Genomic DNA, 17,441 nt, shown 5'->3' with positions numbered 1-17,441 from the left:
CGATAGCACATTAAGATCTTTTTACTTTAAAAAAAGTACTCACAGTTAAAGAAAGCACGAAGTGCAATTAAGATCATTTAACAATTAAAGAGAGCGCTAAGCACAATTAGGAACTTATCAAGTACAATCATGATCTTTACGCATTTATAAAAAGTACTCAAAGTGCGAGTCACAATTATGATCATTTCACCTCTAAAAAATCACAAAGTTCAACCAATATCATTTCATATCTAAAAGAAGCGAGAACCACAATTACGAGCTTATCAAGTACAGTTAAAAACTTTGCGTACAAAAAGTGCACTATCCCCCAAAAAACTTTTCATATTTATAAAAAATGCATCACCTATAAAAGCGAAATAGTGTAAAAAAACTTCTCCATCTAATAATGCTATAAAGAATTATAAATTTATATATTTGATAAACATGAATACTATTTCTTATCTGTAACATACTAGATATGTATATTTAAATAGAGAGAGAAGGTAAAATAATTGAATGTTGCAAACAATTACCAAGCAAATATTGACTTAATTCATTCAAATTTAGTTGTAGATAAAAGTTTCGATATCGTTGAACGAAACTTCATTGTTGGGGGAAGAAGCTCTGTTTTATATTTTTTGAATGGTTTTATTAAAGATGCTATCATGGAGGAAATATTAAAATCTTTCTTTAAGATAACACCTGAAACAATGAATTCATACAAAACAATTGATGACTTTATCAACAATAAAGTTTCACACGTATCCGTTAAAACCGAAACTGATTTAGACAAAATTTTAATCGCGTTATTATCTGGCCAAACAATAATGTATGTTGATGGCTATGATTCATTTATACTCTTAGATTTGCGTACTTATCCAGGTTCAGATTCATCAAAACCTGAAAAGGAAAAAACTTTAAGAGGTGGAAGAGATGGCTTCATTGAAAAGTTAGTATTTAATGCTGGTTTCATTAGAAGAAGAATACGAGATCCAAGATTAGTTTTTGATATACATCAAGTTGGTAATGTCTCAAAAACAGATGTATGTATCGCGTATATAGATGGAGTAGCAGATAAAAAAGTTCTTGATTTAATAATTGATAGCATATCAAAAGTAGATATAAAAGCTTTAACGCTTTCTGACCAAAGTTTAGTTGATGTAATGTGCACAAAAAATTGGCTTAATCCATTTCCAAAGGTAAGATTTACCGAAAGGCCTGATGTAGCTGCTGCACATATAGTTGAAGGAAAAATAATTATTATTGTGGATAATTCTCCAAACGTAATAATTCTCCCAACAGGAATTTTCGATTTTTTACAAGATATAAATGATTATTATTTCCCTTTATTCACTGGAAACTACCTAAGAATTGTTAGAAATTTCGTAATGTTAGCGACAATATTCTTAACTCCAGTTTACTTAATGATTGTAAATGGGAATATTTTTATACCGAGTTATTTTGACTTTTTAAAACCGCAAGAGGAATTTGCTTTGCCTCTGCTCGGTCAATTCATGCTTTTAGAATTTGCTGTTGATATATTAAAGCTGGCTGGTTTAAATACTCCAAGCCCACTTGGAAGTGCAATGTCTTTGATTGGTGGTTTAATCCTTGGTGATTACGCTGTAAAAACAGGCTGGTTTATTCCTCAGTCTATATTATATATGTCCATCGTTACCATAGGAGACTTTACTCAACCTAGCATAGAAATGAATTTTGCTTTAAAATTTGCAAGGATGATTTTACTTATACTTTGTGGATTCTTTGGTTTCTGGGGCTTTATAGGTGGTATTATATTCATTCTAATAGTTATGGCAAGTACAAAAACAATAGCTGGTGATAAATATTTCTATCCTTTAATTCCATTTAACTGGAAAGCTCTTAAAAATTTATTATTCAGAACACGAATATCAAACGATGTGCAATAAGCTATGTAAAAAAAGTGATAAGTTAACATAAAACTTATCACTTTTAATTTATAACTTTTCATTTGTCACTTATAAAAGTCTAGTTCCCTCTTTATCCTGTGTAATTAGTTTCTCTCTCATTAGCCCGCCTAATGTCATTTTAAAATAATTTTTACTTGTATTAAATTCTCTCTTTATATCATCAGGTGACGATTTATCATTATAAGGCATAAATCCACCATTTGCTTTTAAATAATTAAGTATTGTTTCACTTAATTCACTTCTTGCTTCTAACCTTTTCTTTCTCGTTGTAACTCCAATAGTTCCATCTTCATAAATCCTCTTAACTCTTCCTTTTATTTCTTGTCCAGGATATATGTACTCAAAATGCTCATTAGCTAATATTAAACCTCTATATTCACCATCTATTGCAACATTTAAAGTCGCATTTTCATTTATTTCATAAACTATAGCATTTACTTCATCAGAAACTTTATATTTCCCCTCTTCTGCCATATCTAAATAAGAGTGTATTCTAGTAGTTGCCGCTAACCTGTCGGTTTTATCTACATACATATAAAATAAATATTTTTTTCCTTCTTTAAGCTTATAATTTTGTTCTTTTAATGGAACGAATAAGTCTCTTTCAAGCCCAAAGTTTACGAACGCTCCAATATTATTTTGACTTACAACTTCTAAATAACCAATTTCTCCAACTGTTAATAATGGTTTTTTTAGAGTTGAAATCATCCTATCCTTTGAATCTCTATAAATGAATACTTCTAATTGGTCGCCTTCTTTTATTTCATGTCCCTTTGCCGCACTGTTTGGAAGTAAGACCTCATCACCAAAATTATCTTCAAGATAATATCCAAAATCTACCTTTTTACTTACTTTTAATTTACTGTATTGCCCTACTGATATCATTTTTAATTTCCTCCATTAATCATAACATCTTAATCGATGTTATCTTCTTTATTACTTTTCTTGATCATTCTATATATTGAAATTAACTTTCTACATTGCTATCCTCAATTTGGTACTCACATTACTAGAACCTTGAATATAAATTTATTACTACACAATATGATAATAACTTGTATCTTTTCTTTATATAAAACATGTTAAATCTAAATTACTTGAAATCTTTACTCAATTCCAGATAACTTATATATGATTTCTTAATTCCTTCAATTTCTTCTTGTGTTAACTTTCGTATCACTTTTGCTGGATTTCCAAGTATCAAAACGCCATCTTCAAATTCTTTATTTTGAGTTATTAGACTTCCTGCTCCTATAATTGTATTATTGCCTATTTTTGCTCCATTTAATATTATTGATCCCATACCTACTAAAACATTATTTTTAATGGTGCATCCATGGATTATTGCGCCATGCCCTATAGTACAACCATCTCCTATAACTGTATTATATCCATAATCAACATGTACCACACAATTTTCTTGGATGTTTGTATTTTCTCCTATAGTTATTGATGCTTCATCACCTCTTATAACAGCACCAAACCATATATTCGCATTTTTCTTAAGTGTTACGTCTCCAATAATTACTGCAGTTTCTGAAATATAAATATCGCTATCCAAAACAGGTTTTTTGTCTTTATAAATTTTCACCATAACAATCACCTCACTAAACACTAAGGTTATTTTAACATTACATTCACTTATTGTCATTATTTTGCTCACTTTAGAAATACGAAATAAAATAATAATTTAAACCATAATTAATTATTAATTGTGAATTGTGCATTGTGCATTGCAATATATATATACTATAAATAATTTTTAGAGGTAATAACTTTGGGGAAAAAAAAATCACCTAAAAATAAGCTTAATATAGATGATCTGAATTTTTACTATGGAATTCCTCATGCCCATTGCAATTTTTCCACTGGACATGGAACTCCAATTGAAGCATTTGATTATGCACGACATAACGGCCTTAATTTCCTTATATTAACAGACCATAATAATCATTTAACAAAAACAATAAAAGTAAAAAGCTCTGAGCTAAGTAGATGGGATGCGCTAAAATATTTAACTGTTCGTTATAATAAAAAACATGAAAACTTTTTAGCTGTGGTTGGTTTTGAAAGCAAAACTAATCCGTTTGGAGACATTAATGTAGTAAATCCAAACAGGTTCTTTACTGGAACAGTAAATAATATGCAACTATTAGTTTTATGGATGCTTAATAATCCTAATGCATTTATTTCAATTAACCATCCCCACAAAACAATAACATATTTAGAATACAACTCTATTTTAAATAAACTAATAACTTCAATAGAAGTTGGAAATGGATCTTATCCAAACAAGTATTTAAGATATGAAAAATATTATTACCATTTACTCGATAAAAACTGGAAACTAGGCGCAATCAATGGTCAGGATAATCATAGATTAAACTTTGGTGACGATGAAAATTTAACATGTATAATTGCAGAAGAGCTTACAACTCAGTCTCTAGTCGACGCTTTTAGAAAACGACACACTTATTCAACAGAATCCAGAACTTTAACTATGTACTTTACAATAAATAATGAATTTATGGGCGATATTATACCTATGGAAGATGATAATTTACAATTTTCAATTTTTGCCCATGATCCTAATCACAAAATATTAGAAATTGATATAATATCTACTGGTGGGACTATAATAAAAAAAATATCTAACTTGAATTTAAATAAAGTAAAATACTTGTATTCTCACGAGCCCTTAAAAACTGAGTTGTGGTATGTAATAAAGATAGCACTGGATAATAACAAAATCGCTATTAGTTCTCCCATTTTTAGAGGTCAAGAATAATATTGTTTATATACTTAAAATATATATGTTGCAATTAGCAATTCATAATTCACTATGCACAATTACAGCTAAAATTCTTGCAATATTTTTAGAATTATGATGAAGATTTTTTGCAACGCATATATATTCTTAAAAAAATAATTCATATAAAAAGAAATAGAATATATAATTTCAAAACATTTACATTGTTATAAATCATACATTCTATTTCTTTTCTATGTTTCTATTTATTTTTTTTAACTCTATTTGGTTTAGCTTTTGGCTTAATCACTATTTGCTTTTCTTTTTTCTTAAGTCCGCCTCTTTGTGTAATATCCATGAACCATAAGAAAAATAGAACTGCAAAAATAGATAATCCACTTGAAATATAAGTATTTGATGCACCTACGAATATTTGGGCTGCAAATAATACTGCAGCTATCGCTAAAGGTATCCACTTATTTATACGCACTTTACCAAATATAAATTTTTTGCATAATGCATAAGCTACAAATATAACAAGAAGCATTACTACAAATAAAATAATTGATGTAAAAAGATTCATCTACTCACATATCCTCCTATAAAAAAGTCTATATGGTTAATGATAATTTATATATAAACTATTATCAAGCATTCCTTTTAATTGGTGTTGATTTCATCAGTATACATTGTAATCAAAAAGTAATAATTTTTATTAAAATATCAATATTATAATTTTTTTTTAACAAATTTATAGTTTTATCTTTAATTATTCGCGTATATTTGATAAAATAGAAAAAGTATATGATATAAAAGATATGAGGTGATATAATGAATTTAATTTCAAATAATCATTTAGATGAATTAGATTTACAAATACTTGACTTATTAATAAAAGATTGTAGAACTCCTTACTTGGAGATTGCCAGAATATGCCACGTAAGCGGTGGTACTATTCATGTAAGAATGAAGAAAATGGAAGATCTAGGAATAATAAAAGGTTCTAGAATAATTTTAAACCTTCCTAAGCTAGGATACGATGTATGTTGTTTTGTAGGTATCTATGTTGATAAAACATCTTCTTTTAACTATGTATTTGACCAAATGTCAAACATAAAGGAAGTAGTTGAATTGCATTTAACTACTGGTGATTATTCTATGTTTGCTAAAGTTGTATGTGCTAATATTTTAGATTTGCAGAATGTTTTACTTAACAAGATAAATAACATTGATGGAGTACAAAGAACTGATACGTTTATTTCTCTATCTCAACCTATAGACAGAAATATATCATTAGAATAATTATAAAAAAATAGAATAAAAACACATTTTTATATACATACTAAAGGTATCTTATAATAAGGAGTGTGTTTTTTATGAAAATTTTAAATTCAATTTCACTTGCCCTTATAATTATAGGCGGCATTAATTGGGGCTTAATAGGTTTTTTTAGATTTAACTTAGTAGATTTCCTTTTTGGAAGTTTTTCAATGTTATCTACAATAATTTATTGTTTAGTTGGAATTGCTAGTTTATATTCTATCTCTTTTTTCGTTCAAGAAAGATCTAGAGTATAATGCAGCATAATAAATATTAATATTATATTTGTTAAAATAAAAATGACTTAAACGCTAATTCTATCGCTGCTAATCTCAATATAATATTTATTTATACTTAAGCTTTATACATAGTGATAAGAAATTTTTAATGTAAAATTAATATTTCTTTAGCTATGTTTTGATATATAATGGAATAAATTATTAATACTTATATTTTACTAGGAGGTTAGTATACATTTGCGTACAGTATTAAATTTTAATTTTTATAATTTAATATATTTTTTTGTATTCTATTCATTTGCTGGCTGGTGCCTCGAAGTCTTGTATTATTTCAAAAATGAACGTAGGTTTGTTAATAGAGGATTTTTATATGGTCCCTTTTGTCCTATATATGGATTCGGTGTCTTATTTCTTGTAGTCTTTCTTGATAACTACAAACATAATATTTTCGCCTTATTCTTCTTAGCCTGTTTCTTTACAACAGTCTTAGAATATATTACTGGTTTTGTATTAGAAAAAGCATTTAAGACAAAGTGGTGGGATTATACTGACGATCCATTTAATATACATGGTCGTGTTTGTTTACTTTATTCTCTACTCTGGGGAGTTGGTGAGGTAGGCATAATTAAGATAATACATCCTATAGTGGTAAACATAATCAATAATATTCCCAAAACACTTGGTGAGGTATTTATTTTCTTTATTATTATTTATTATCTTATTGATTTTAGTTTAACTATAGCTTCTTTAATGCAATTTGAAAAAATGTCTTTTGCATTTCAATTTGTGCCAGCTAATTTTTTATTTGATAAACCAAGTTCATTATTGAATTTTACAAAAGAAAAAGCTGTTGGTAGGATTAGACACTTTGAATCATTTTTCAGTAAGCTAAAAATGAATTTATATAATAGACAATCAAGACAAAACTTTTCAAGTATTTCTTATAGATCTTTAAATATTTTTAAGGCTTTAAGAGATAAATTAAAAAGAGATTAAGGTAAATGCTTTACCTTAATCTCTTTTAGGCACATGAAAATAAATAATAAGTCCAAAGTTGCCATGGATATTTTTCATTAGGCAATGCGACAAATTGCCCTCATAGCGGGTCTATTAGGTCGATTTTCCAACGTAGCATAAGGGGAAATAGGCTGGCAAATGGACTTTTTATTTATTTGATTGTGCCTTAATACTTATTTCATCTTTTTAATTTCATCGAATAATTCTATAGCTGCATTTCTTGGCCCATTTTTTTCTTGCCCTTTTACACCTAAACAAGTTCTAATTTGTCCAACTTTTACTTGTCCATTTTCAAACATTGTATTAAAATATTTTTCTATAAGAATATTTGTTTCATCCTGCTTTTGCGCTGGCCCAAATGGATTTGCAAAAAATGACTCTACTAAGCCCTTCTCCGTTGTTGTTCCCTTCGCCATTCTAGCACCTGCTTTAAATACTTTAATGGCTTCCTCTGGAGTTTTAAAGTAATCTAAATATTTTTCTCCTTCATTAACGCCGTCGTAGTTATTAGCATAGAAGAAAAAGTCTATTGGATGTCCCTTTGATATTTCCTTATATGATGCTACTGGTACTACAAGTCTAGCATTGACCTTATCCGGATTCATAAATATACTTCTATCCATTTCTTTAAAGGCGTATCCTTGATCTAAGTCATCTAATCGGACAAATGCACCAATCTCAGTTCCATATCCATTAATTAATCCATCCTCTATTTTAAAAGTTCCCATATCATCAAAGATAATAGTCATATCTGAAATATAATCTTCGCTTAAACTACGAAAAGCTTCTAAACTTTCAGATTTACCAGCTCCGCTATCTCCCATGATAACAACATTAGCTTCATCTCCGCTTTTTAAAATAATATTCACCATTGAACCATGTATTGGCAAATATCCTCTCTTTATCATTATTAAGTTGTATAATGTTAATGTCATCTTCTTTATATACCCAAAATAATCTATCTTTTCTGAATGATTTACATATCCAAGCATTATATCATTTTGAACATCATCAAAGAACACTGTTTTTAGATCTTCATCGTTATCTTTAGCTCCATATACATAAATAATGTCTGGCTTTCTTCCCCTTGTTTCTTCACTTCTAGCCATCTCGAACAGATTACATAAAGTTATTCCATGTTCCATAAAATCTCTATGGAAATAAATAAAAGTAAGTAACCCGCCTATCTTAGCTGGATAACAAAACCAATGCTCTTTATTTATTTGTGCATACTTTAATGGGTTATATTTTATCTCTGTGAACATTCCATCTCTTGTATTCTTTTTAGGATAAGTTATAAATGGTGTTTCTAAAAGTATATGATCAATAAATGGTACTTCCTCTAAAACTTCATATCCATTTGGTCTTACCCATTCCATTTCATGAATCATTATGCAGGCATTTCCACCAGCTGGTATTTGTCTATAAACTTTTGGCTGATATCCTGCAACATGCTGTTCAATTTTTCTGTACAAACTTAGAATTAATGTAGAAAAGTTAGCATTTGCTTCTGTAAAACTAACTGCTGCAAGGCCTTGTTGAACCTTATATCTATGAACTATTGTATATCTTTCAAGCTTTCTCCAAAATAAATAGAAATCTTCTATAAATACTACAAACTTGTCCCTATCCTCTAATAGTTTCGAATATGAGTCACTAATCTCTATAATTTCCTCAACACTCATAACTGTTAAATATTTTATTACTACAGTTAAATCTCTCCTAATATCTATAAGACTATCTGTATCTAATGTCTTACTTAAATATCTGTATGCTACTGAATTTTTCTTTTTAGCTCTTCTTAGATAAACTTCTAAAATTCGTCTAAATCCATCACTTTCTAGTATAGCCTCAAAGCTATTACAGTACTTTGCTGTAAAGTTTATCATCACTTTGTCATTACTCATAGAAAATTCTTTCTTCATTTCATGGCCCCCCATATGAATTTTTTCATATTTAAATATTGCATTTTTCTTTTCAAATTCCACATATTGAAATAATTATATCATACTTTTTGCAATATTCAACCTTTGCATTTTTCATTTTAAAGTTTTTTTCATCTAAAAATAACTCGAGTTCATAAGAAATTTCTTAAATTAAAATTCAACAAAGTTAATTCCTCCACCCCTATCTGACTATGCTATAAAAAAGCTCAGAAAGCTCATTATATGAATATTATATCGTCTTTTTACAATTTTGTTCGTGTTTTATTTTAACTTTTTATTTTTCTTTTGCTTGCATTTAGAATAATTTTGTTTCCATTACATTTCCTTAAATGGTAGAATTATATTAAAACTATGTAATCAAGGAGACAACTTTTTTATGAACAAAAATAAGTATAATGTAAAAAAATATTTATTAACTTTTCTTGCAATTCTATTATTTTCATTTTCCATAGTAAGTTGTGGCCTTACAAAATTCAATTCAAATAAAGCCAATAACGCTGATATAAACAAGATGTTCGTTCATTATATAGATGTAGGCCAAGGCGATTGCATTCTCGTTCAAGTAAATAACAAAAATCTTTTAATAGATTCTGGGCCTAAATCTGATAGAAGAAAACTTTTTAACTATTTATCAGGGCTAAACTTAAATAAATTAGATTATGTAATTGCAACTCATCCACATGAAGACCATATTGGTAATATGGATGATATAATAAAAACTTATAGTATAGGAACTTTCTATTCTCCAAAAGTTGAATCTACTACAAAAAGCTTTGAGGACATGGTAGATGCTTTAAAAAATAAGAATTTAAAGGTACATGTATTGAAAAACAATAGTAATTCTATTGACTTAGGTGAAAATACTAAAATAAATGTCTTCTCTCCTAATAAGGATTTTTATGATAATTTAAACAACTACTCTCCTGTAATAAAAATTCAATATGGTAACACTTCTTTTTTATTTACTGGTGACGCCGAAAAGGAAGTAGAAAAAGAAATTCTTAATAATAATGAAGATATCAGCGCAGATGTGCTTAAAGTGGGACATCACGGATCCTCAACTTCTACTAGTAAAGACTTTCTAAAAAAAGTTAATCCTTCAATAGCAGTTATATCTGTAGGTAAAGATAATATATACAATCATCCTGATGCTATTACTACAAAATTATTAGATGAAAACAATATAAAAACTTATAGAACAGATAAAGATGGAACCATCGTCATTTGCTCAGACGGCTCTAACATATCAAAAAAATAACTCAACATAAAAAGGATGCTTCATTATATTAAAAGCATCCTAGCTATTCTTAAAGCATTAAAATAGACCCCAAAAACTTGGAGTCATTTAAAAATCAGAAATAAAATTTAATTATTTCTAAATTATTTATTTCTATTTTATTTATTTTGCAGTCATTAATTAGAATTATTATTCAATGAATTTTCTTGAATATCATATTCTTCTTCTAAATTTTCTAAATCTTCAACTTCATCTTCAGCGATAGCTTCTTCGATAATATCTTCAATATCTTCATAAATATATTTTTTCCAGTTTACATATATATAATATAAATTTATAACATCCTGCTCATTATAAAGAAGAATTTTTTCAATTTTCTCTTCTGGCATTCTTTTGAAATAGCTTTTATCCTTCATAACTTTGTGAAAAGTTTTAGCTAAATTAGATCCGCTGATTACCTCTCCCTCTCTTACAATATCAAAAACTTTTTCTAACTTTTTAAGCCCAATAGACAATTTTTTATTCTTTTCATATTCCTTTTGGATATCAATCGAATCAAATTCTTCACTAAAATTATAATATATATTATTTTCTTTGAAAAGATAATTAATAACTGAAAAATCATTATTCCCTGAAAAAGTGATAATGGCCTTTTTTCCTTTTTGTTTCATCTTTATAAAATATTCTTTAGCGAGATACAGTATATGTGTCGCCTCATCTCTATCTTCAATCATATATTGGGTTACTAGAATATTATTATTTTTCTTATCATACTCACATGCCCCAAATACTCCAATACACTTAGGCTTCTTATATACATAATGCTCTAAATCAAAGAAGATAATTTCTTCTGGTGTATATTCTTTATCTTGAGACTTCATCATAAATTCTTCACTATATTCTTCAACCTTCACCTTATTTTCACGAATAATCACAGTATCACTCTTTTCTATAAGAATTGTATATCCTCAATGTCCAAATTGTATATTACATCCTTTCTTTCAACAACAACATTCACTCTTTTTATTAATTCTCGATCTTTCAATACTTTTTGCAAAAGTTCCTTAGTTGGATTCATACAATAAGGATGTTTTACATTTTTAAACATAGTATAATCGCCTGCTGTATCTCCATATGCATAACTATCGTTTAAATCTATATCATACTTTTTAACAAATTCATTTATCGCCTTCGATTTACTTTTACTATCCCACATTGGTGTAACTTGCCCTGTATATACATTTTTATCATCTATAATATATTTTGCACCTATATAATCTGTAAAGCCATATTTCTTGGCCATCTCTCCAACAAGTTCTGAAGGCGATCCAGATATTATAATTAGAGTATGATTATTAGCTTGATGCCACTTTATTCTGTCCCTCGTAAAAGTATATACTCTATCGCCCTTTTGTTCTACAACTTTCTTAGCTATATATTCCATTTGATACTTCTGTAATCCTTTAATTGACTCAATATATATATCAATCATTTTCAACAGATATTGATCATAATCGCCTTGCCTCTTATCCCACTTCATAAAGTAAGGCCTTAAATCATTATACCATCTTTCTGAACCTATAATTTCATATTTAACCATCTTTTTAAATACTTCTGTTATTAGTCCTTCTCTGTATAAAGTTCCATCTAAATCAAAAAACGCACCTATATTTGCCATTAACTCACATCCTTTTATACTTATTTATTATACTTTATTTTTTCATTTCAGAAAAGCTTATAAAATCTATCTGATTAATTTAAATATATATGTTGCAATTCACAATGCACATTTCACGATTCACAATCACGACTGAAATTCTTGCAATATTTCTAGAATTATGATAAAGAATTATTTTTGCAATATATATTATAAATTGTATAAGTAAAAACACTACCAAATATATTTATTATTGATAGTGTCGTTAAAATTTATCCATGACTATTCTATAAAAGTTAGAATTTCATCTATATTCTTTCGCACTTTTTTTCTTATATTATCATTTTCTGGATATCCAACAGCCACCACTAGTCTAATTCTCTTTAATTTATTTATATTTAAAAGTTTTTTTAGTTCTTTTTCATTAAACCAACCTAAAATACAAGTACCTAAATTTTGTTCTGTTGCTGCTAAACATATATGCTCAGTTGCAATTCCAATATCAACAGATCTATAATCCTGCTGTTTAATTAATGCTCCAGCACGTGAAGTTAAATTTCCACTTTCCTCCACTACTATTATAAAAGCTGGACATTCTGTAGTAAATTTATTCATAACTGCATCCTGTAAGCATTCTGAAACCTTAGGCACTAGCTCTTTATTATTCACTACTACAAAATGCCATGGTTGGCTGTTACATGCTGATGGAGCTAATCTTGCAGCCTCAATACATTTTACTAACTTTTCTTTTTCAACGGGTTTATTTAAATACTTTCTGCAACTTTGACGTTCATTTAATAAATCAATAAATTCCTTCATAAAACTTCTCCTAAATTCTTTATAATTCTTTATAAATCAATTTCTCCAAGACTTTCTTTCTTAACTAATCCTGGATTCCTTTTTTTAAACTCCTCCACTGTCTTCTCATAATATATTTTTATAGTTGCCATTGTAGGCGACCCAAGAAGCATTCCAAAAGGTCCCCAAAAACCACCGCCTATTGCAACTCCCAATATTATCCCTAATGGACTAACTCCAACCTTTTTTCCTATAAGCTTTGGATCAAGGTACCAAGCATCAAAAAGATGAATACAAAGTAAAAGTATAAATACCATAAAAGCCTTCATAGGTGAAACAAAGATTGCAACTCCCGCACCGACTACTTCACCAATGAGTGGTCCAAAATAAGGAATCATATTAGTAATCCCTTCTATCAGCGCTATTAGTGGTGCATATGGTTCCCCAACAATTAATAGACCTATAAGTGATATAAGACCTATTATTGCAGAATCAATTGCCTTTATACCTATATAAACTCCTATCATTTTATTATAGGTTCTAATAAATGTAATTAACTTATTCCCCTTTTCTTCATTAAAAATCATATATGTTATGGTTCTAGCACGCTTTAACAACTTTTCTTTATCCACTAACACATAAATTGAAATTAAAAAACCAAAAATCACACTTACTAAATTTGATGTAAATGATAATAAGTACATAATAAAATTTTGTAGTAGCCCTATTGTTACGCTTCCTATCTGGCTTGACATTTCTTGTAGCTTATTTAAAAGTCCTGCTTGTACAATCAGTGTCTTTATTCTTTCATTTTGAAGAAGAGTATTGATCCACTTTTGTATAATTTCCACATAGGCCGGCATTTCTTTAGTTATATTTACTATACTGTCTACTATACTTGGTATCGTAAAAAATAATATTATAATAATTAAAGCTATAATTATAAAATATGTAATCAATATTGATATTGCTCTTTTAGTTTTAAAATTATTCTCAAGAAAACTTACTACTGGATTTAATATATAAGCACAAATAATAGCATATATAAAAGGTGACATAATAGATAAAACTTTTCTGCCTATATCAAAGAAAAAATTATAATTATCTATAAGTTTGTATCCAATTACACCTATTAAAGCAAATATTAATATATCCCTATACTTAATATTTCTATTTATGAACAATTAATCCCACATCCTTTCCATGCTTTTTTCAATTATACCATATATCACTTTTTTAAGGCATATAAAAGAAATTAACGAGTCAAAAAATATCATAGGATGCTCCTATATGCACCCCCTCTACTTTTATAAATATTCATCTCTTACAACAGGTAATAAAATAAAACATTTTTATTCACAAAAATATTCTATTTAAATATATATATTGCAAAAATAATTCTTCATCAAATTCTAAAAATATTACAAGAATTTTAGCTGTAATTGTAAACTGTGAAGTGTGAAGTATACTTTGTAAATTGCAACATGTATATATCATAAAAGCTTAAACTCACCTAAAATTATCTAGAAATCATAGGATAATTAGATTTAGGTAGTTTTATAAGTAATGAAAATAGAGGGTTGTTACATAAGACATCCCTCTATTTAAAGAAATTATAATAAATTTAATATTAATTAACTACATTTTTTCTACTACATCTATTCCAAGTAACTCTAATCCATTTTTTATTACTTGTAAACTTGCTTTAACTAAGTTTAATCTTGTAGCTTTTAAATCCTCATCTTCTAAGTTCAATACTGAATGTGCATTATAGAATTTATTAAATCCTTTTGCAACTTCAATTACGTATCTTGTTAATATTGAAGGCTCTAACTTATCTAACGCTAAAGTTATTACGCTATTAAAGTTAGCTATACTCTTAACTAACTCAAATTCTTCTTTTGAAGATAATTTACTATAGTCAACAGTTCCAATGCATTCTTTACCTCTGTTCAATATACTATTTCCTCTTGCATATGAATATTGAACATATGGACCAGTTTCTCCATCAAATGATAATATTTCTTTCCAATCAAAGACAATATCTTTTTCCCTTGAATTTTTAAGATACGTAAAGATTACTGCTCCAACACCAATCTTCTTTGCTACTTCTTCTTTATTTTCAAGTTCAGGATTTTTCTCATTAATAACTTCCATAGTTTTTTCAACGGCTTCACGTAATAAATCATCTAGTAAAACAATTGAACCATTTCTAGTTGAAAGTTTTCTATCTGCGAACTTAACTAATCCAAAACCTACATGAACGCAATCCTTAGCCCACTCATGTCCTGCAAGTTCTAACACTTTAAATACTTGTTTGAAGTGAAGTGCTTGAGGAGTTCCAACTACATAAACACATTTATGAAAATCATAAGTTTTCTTTCTATACATAGCAGCTGCTAAATCTCTTGTAGCATATATTGATGCACCATCACCTTTTAATACTATACAAGGTGGCATATTATATTCTTCAAGCATTACAACTTGAGCTCCATTACTTTCTACAAGAAGTCCTTTTTCTTTTAACTCATCAACAACAACATCCATTTTATCATTATAAAATGCTTCTCCAGCTAGTGAGTCAAATTTAACTCCTAAAATGTTATAAACTCTTTCAAATTCTTTTAAACTTAATTCTCTAAATCTAGTCCAAAGAGCTGTTGCTTTTTCATCACCAGTTTCTAATGCTTTAAAGTTTGCTCTTGCTTCATCTTCTAATGAAGGATCTTTTTCAGCTTCCTCGTGGAATTTAACATATATTCTAAGTAATTCATCAATCGGAGCCTTTTCTAATGCTTCTTCATCTACCCATCTATCATATGCACTTATAAGCTTACCAAATTGAGTTCCCCAATCTCCTAAGTGATTCAATCCTACAGTATTATATCCTTCCTTTTTAAACATCTTGTATAAAGAATTACCTATAGCTGTAGTGAATAAGTGACCAACATGGAAAGGTTTTGCTATATTAGGTGAAGAGTATTCAACACAGACTGTTTTCCCTTCTCCTATATTTGACGCTCCATAATTTTCTCCATCTTCTAAAACCTTTTTGATTGTATTTTCTGCAAATACTCCTTTATCAACGAAGAAGTTAACATATGGTCCTAAATTTTCAATTCTTTCAAATCCTTCAGTAGACATATTTTTTTTTAATTCTTCTGCTATCATATTAGGTGCTTTTCTCATAACCTTTGATAGCTGAAAACATGGAAATGCATAATCCCCCATTTCTGGCTTTGGCGGTATTTCAATTAATTTTTCAATAGTTTCAATTTCTAATTCCACATGTTCTTTTATTAGTTCTGCAACTTTACTTTTATAATCCATAACATCCTCCTTGATTTTGGCTAAATAGTATTATCTTAAATTCAACAGGAGCTACTAACCTGTAAGACTTATAGCTAATCATTTAACTTTAATACTAATTATTATTTTTAACTTTTTGCAATAAATGTATTTATATAATTTATCACAAATATGTTATAATACGAACAAAAAAAGCCCATCTCTTAAACAAAGAGACGAACTATCCGCGGTACCACTCTAATTGTATTTTATATAAATAAAATACCCCTTAACTTTTAACGCAAGTTTTTTTGCGACCAGCCCTACTAAAGGTTTAAAAATAATAACTTATATATCATATCAGCTATATTAAATTATTATCTTTTTAACCACTTATTTCAGGTGATTTCTCCAAGGCTCTCTTCATTATAATCTATCCATAGGGCTTACACCGTCTCCCCACTCGCTTAAGGAATCAATTAAACTACTTTCCTCTTCTTAGAATTTTCAATATTAATGATAATATATTATACAAATTATCTTAAATTTTGTCAACTTAAATTTCAATATCCCCTGAATATACTATTATATTACAGGGGATTTCATATTATAGAAAAATCTTTAGTAATGCATTTTTTATTATTTCTGCTGGAATATGTATTATTCTTCCCCCAACAAATATTAATGCTAGCATTATTAGCATTTGATATTGATAAAACTTTTCTTCAAATCTATAGAACGTATTGGGCTTCAAATCTCTTAAAAGACTGAATCCATCTAATCCTGGTATTGGTATCAAATTAAATAATCCTATGTTTATATTAATTACAATTATTAAATATATCATTGAATATAGTACACCGGCTAATGCCATTGGCAGAAATCCGTATACAAACCTTACATAAATCCCCAACACCAATGCAGCTACTATAGCAACTATAAAATTTGCAATCGGCCCGGCTAAGCTTACCTTTAAATCATCTTTATAATAATTTTTATAAGCTGACGGATTAGTCTGTACTGGCTTTGCCCAACCAAAACTAAAGATAAGTACCGCTACAAACCCTACAGGATCAATATGAGCAATTGGGTTTAATGTTAATCTTCCTTGAAATCTCGGTGTCTTATCCCCTAACTTATCAGCTACTAATGCATGAGCATATTCATGAAATGTAAATGCAATAAGCATTCCCGGAATCATTAAAATCATATTAAGTATTGAATTCATGTTTTCCTCCTCTTTCGATATGTATGTTTTATAT

The 17,441-nt window shown here is 28.4% G+C and carries 16 protein-coding genes and 1 other annotated feature; of the genes, 6 read left to right on the top strand and 10 right to left on the bottom strand.

From position 1 onward, the window contains the following. The first annotated feature begins 491 nt into the window (after window positions 1–491). Window positions 492–1,907, top strand: coding sequence for a spore germination protein (locus tag PZA12_RS05520; protein ID WP_103697874.1), 1,416 nt, complete (start codon window positions 492–494; stop codon window positions 1,905–1,907). A 69-nt stretch (window positions 1,908–1,976) separates the two neighbouring features. Here the strand turns inward: PZA12_RS05520 and PZA12_RS05515 are convergent, their stop codons facing one another. Then, the gene (locus tag PZA12_RS05515; RefSeq protein ID WP_023973475.1) at window positions 1,977–2,813 is read right to left on the bottom strand and encodes a CvfB family protein; all 837 of its coding nucleotides are present in this window, start codon (window positions 2,811–2,813) and stop codon (window positions 1,977–1,979) included. A gap of 208 nt (window positions 2,814–3,021) precedes the next feature. Beyond that, window positions 3,022–3,522: a gamma carbonic anhydrase family protein gene (locus tag PZA12_RS05510; RefSeq protein WP_026015891.1), complete on the bottom strand. Its 501-nt coding sequence runs from the start codon at window positions 3,520–3,522 to the stop codon at window positions 3,022–3,024. Window positions 3,523–3,705: 183 nt separating this feature from the next. On the opposite strand from PZA12_RS05510, the gene PZA12_RS05505 reads away from it, so the two are divergent. After that, on the top strand, window positions 3,706–4,716 hold the full coding sequence (locus PZA12_RS05505) for a CehA/McbA family metallohydrolase (protein WP_017212753.1): 1,011 nt from the start codon (window positions 3,706–3,708) through the stop codon (window positions 4,714–4,716). A 223-nt stretch (window positions 4,717–4,939) separates the two neighbouring features. Here the strand turns inward: PZA12_RS05505 and PZA12_RS05500 are convergent, their stop codons facing one another. Beyond that, window positions 4,940–5,260, bottom strand: coding sequence for a hypothetical protein (locus tag PZA12_RS05500; RefSeq protein WP_023973477.1), 321 nt, complete (start codon window positions 5,258–5,260; stop codon window positions 4,940–4,942). Between the two features lie 248 nt (window positions 5,261–5,508). On the opposite strand from PZA12_RS05500, the gene PZA12_RS05495 reads away from it, so the two are divergent. The 3 genes from PZA12_RS05495 (at window position 5,509) to PZA12_RS05485 (ending at window position 7,232) form a co-directional block, all read left to right on the top strand. Then, window positions 5,509–5,979: an Lrp/AsnC ligand binding domain-containing protein gene (locus PZA12_RS05495; protein ID WP_011968371.1), complete on the top strand. Its 471-nt coding sequence runs from the start codon at window positions 5,509–5,511 to the stop codon at window positions 5,977–5,979. A gap of 74 nt (window positions 5,980–6,053) precedes the next feature. Then, window positions 6,054–6,254, top strand: a complete 201-nt coding sequence (locus PZA12_RS05490) for a DUF378 domain-containing protein (protein WP_011968370.1) — start codon at window positions 6,054–6,056, stop codon at window positions 6,252–6,254. 219 nt (window positions 6,255–6,473) lie between these two features. After that, on the top strand, window positions 6,474–7,232 hold the full coding sequence (locus PZA12_RS05485; protein WP_011968369.1) for a putative ABC transporter permease: 759 nt from the start codon (window positions 6,474–6,476) through the stop codon (window positions 7,230–7,232). Window positions 7,233–7,426: 194 nt separating this feature from the next. Here the strand turns inward: PZA12_RS05485 and PZA12_RS05480 are convergent, their stop codons facing one another. Continuing rightward, the gene (locus PZA12_RS05480) at window positions 7,427–9,178 is read right to left on the bottom strand and encodes a phosphoenolpyruvate carboxykinase (RefSeq protein WP_039770465.1); all 1,752 of its coding nucleotides are present in this window, start codon (window positions 9,176–9,178) and stop codon (window positions 7,427–7,429) included. A 397-nt stretch (window positions 9,179–9,575) separates the two neighbouring features. Between PZA12_RS05480 and PZA12_RS05475 the strand changes: the two genes are divergently transcribed. Next, window positions 9,576–10,457 carry a ComEC/Rec2 family competence protein gene (locus tag PZA12_RS05475; protein WP_103697875.1) on the top strand — a complete coding sequence of 294 codons (882 nt, stop codon included), beginning with the start codon at window positions 9,576–9,578 and terminating at the stop codon, window positions 10,455–10,457. 155 nt (window positions 10,458–10,612) lie between these two features. On the opposite strand, the gene PZA12_RS05470 is transcribed toward PZA12_RS05475, so the two are convergent. From PZA12_RS05470 to PZA12_RS05445, 6 genes are all read right to left on the bottom strand, one after another. Next, window positions 10,613–11,371: a ribonuclease H-like domain-containing protein gene (locus tag PZA12_RS05470; RefSeq protein WP_077840245.1), complete on the bottom strand. Its 759-nt coding sequence runs from the start codon at window positions 11,369–11,371 to the stop codon at window positions 10,613–10,615. Window positions 11,372–11,385: 14 nt separating this feature from the next. After that, complete coding sequence (locus PZA12_RS05465) at window positions 11,386–12,114, bottom strand: HAD-IB family hydrolase (RefSeq protein ID WP_011968365.1); 729 nt, start codon at window positions 12,112–12,114, stop codon at window positions 11,386–11,388. Between the two features lie 261 nt (window positions 12,115–12,375). Next, a complete protein-coding gene (locus tag PZA12_RS05460; RefSeq protein ID WP_011968364.1) occupies window positions 12,376–12,912 on the bottom strand; it encodes a nitroreductase family protein in 537 nt (178 codons plus the stop codon). Between the two features lie 29 nt (window positions 12,913–12,941). Continuing rightward, on the bottom strand, window positions 12,942–14,075 hold the full coding sequence (locus PZA12_RS05455; protein WP_103697876.1) for an AI-2E family transporter: 1,134 nt from the start codon (window positions 14,073–14,075) through the stop codon (window positions 12,942–12,944). A 454-nt stretch (window positions 14,076–14,529) separates the two neighbouring features. After that, on the bottom strand, window positions 14,530–16,221 hold the full coding sequence (gene argS, locus PZA12_RS05450; protein ID WP_103697877.1) for an arginine--tRNA ligase: 1,692 nt from the start codon (window positions 16,219–16,221) through the stop codon (window positions 14,530–14,532). Between the two features lie 187 nt (window positions 16,222–16,408). Then, window positions 16,409–16,688 (bottom strand) — a binding site (T-box leader). A gap of 98 nt (window positions 16,689–16,786) precedes the next feature. Next, a complete protein-coding gene (locus PZA12_RS05445) occupies window positions 16,787–17,407 on the bottom strand; it encodes a site-2 protease family protein (RefSeq protein WP_103697878.1) in 621 nt (206 codons plus the stop codon). Window positions 17,408–17,441: the final 34 nt, after the last annotated feature.

The organism is Clostridium beijerinckii (assembly GCF_036699995.1).
Taxonomy (GTDB): domain Bacteria; phylum Bacillota; class Clostridia; order Clostridiales; family Clostridiaceae; genus Clostridium; species Clostridium helianthi.
Note: the sequence above shows the minus strand (reverse complement) of the source record. Positions and strands in the feature narration are given on the sequence as shown.

Excerpts from the sequence above, each read along its gene's own strand:
- PZA12_RS05515 (WP_023973475.1), bottom strand. The coding sequence starts at position 2,813 with ATGATATCAGTAGGGCAATACAGTAAATTAAAAGTAAGTAAAAAGGTA.
- PZA12_RS05510 (WP_026015891.1), bottom strand. The coding sequence starts at position 3,522 with ATGGTGAAAATTTATAAAGACAAAAAACCTGTTTTGGATAGCGATATT.
- PZA12_RS05500 (WP_023973477.1), bottom strand. The coding sequence starts at position 5,260 with ATGAATCTTTTTACATCAATTATTTTATTTGTAGTAATGCTTCTTGTT.
- PZA12_RS05495 (WP_011968371.1), top strand. The coding sequence starts at position 5,509 with ATGAATTTAATTTCAAATAATCATTTAGATGAATTAGATTTACAAATA.
- PZA12_RS05490 (WP_011968370.1), top strand. The coding sequence starts at position 6,054 with ATGAAAATTTTAAATTCAATTTCACTTGCCCTTATAATTATAGGCGGC.
- PZA12_RS05480 (WP_039770465.1), bottom strand. The coding sequence starts at position 9,178 with ATGAAGAAAGAATTTTCTATGAGTAATGACAAAGTGATGATAAACTTT.
- PZA12_RS05475 (WP_103697875.1), top strand. The coding sequence starts at position 9,576 with ATGAACAAAAATAAGTATAATGTAAAAAAATATTTATTAACTTTTCTT.
- PZA12_RS05465 (WP_011968365.1), bottom strand. The coding sequence starts at position 12,114 with ATGGCAAATATAGGTGCGTTTTTTGATTTAGATGGAACTTTATACAGA.
- PZA12_RS05460 (WP_011968364.1), bottom strand. The coding sequence starts at position 12,912 with ATGAAGGAATTTATTGATTTATTAAATGAACGTCAAAGTTGCAGAAAG.
- argS (WP_103697877.1), bottom strand. The coding sequence starts at position 16,221 with ATGGATTATAAAAGTAAAGTTGCAGAACTAATAAAAGAACATGTGGAA.
- PZA12_RS05445 (WP_103697878.1), bottom strand. The coding sequence starts at position 17,407 with ATGAATTCAATACTTAATATGATTTTAATGATTCCGGGAATGCTTATT.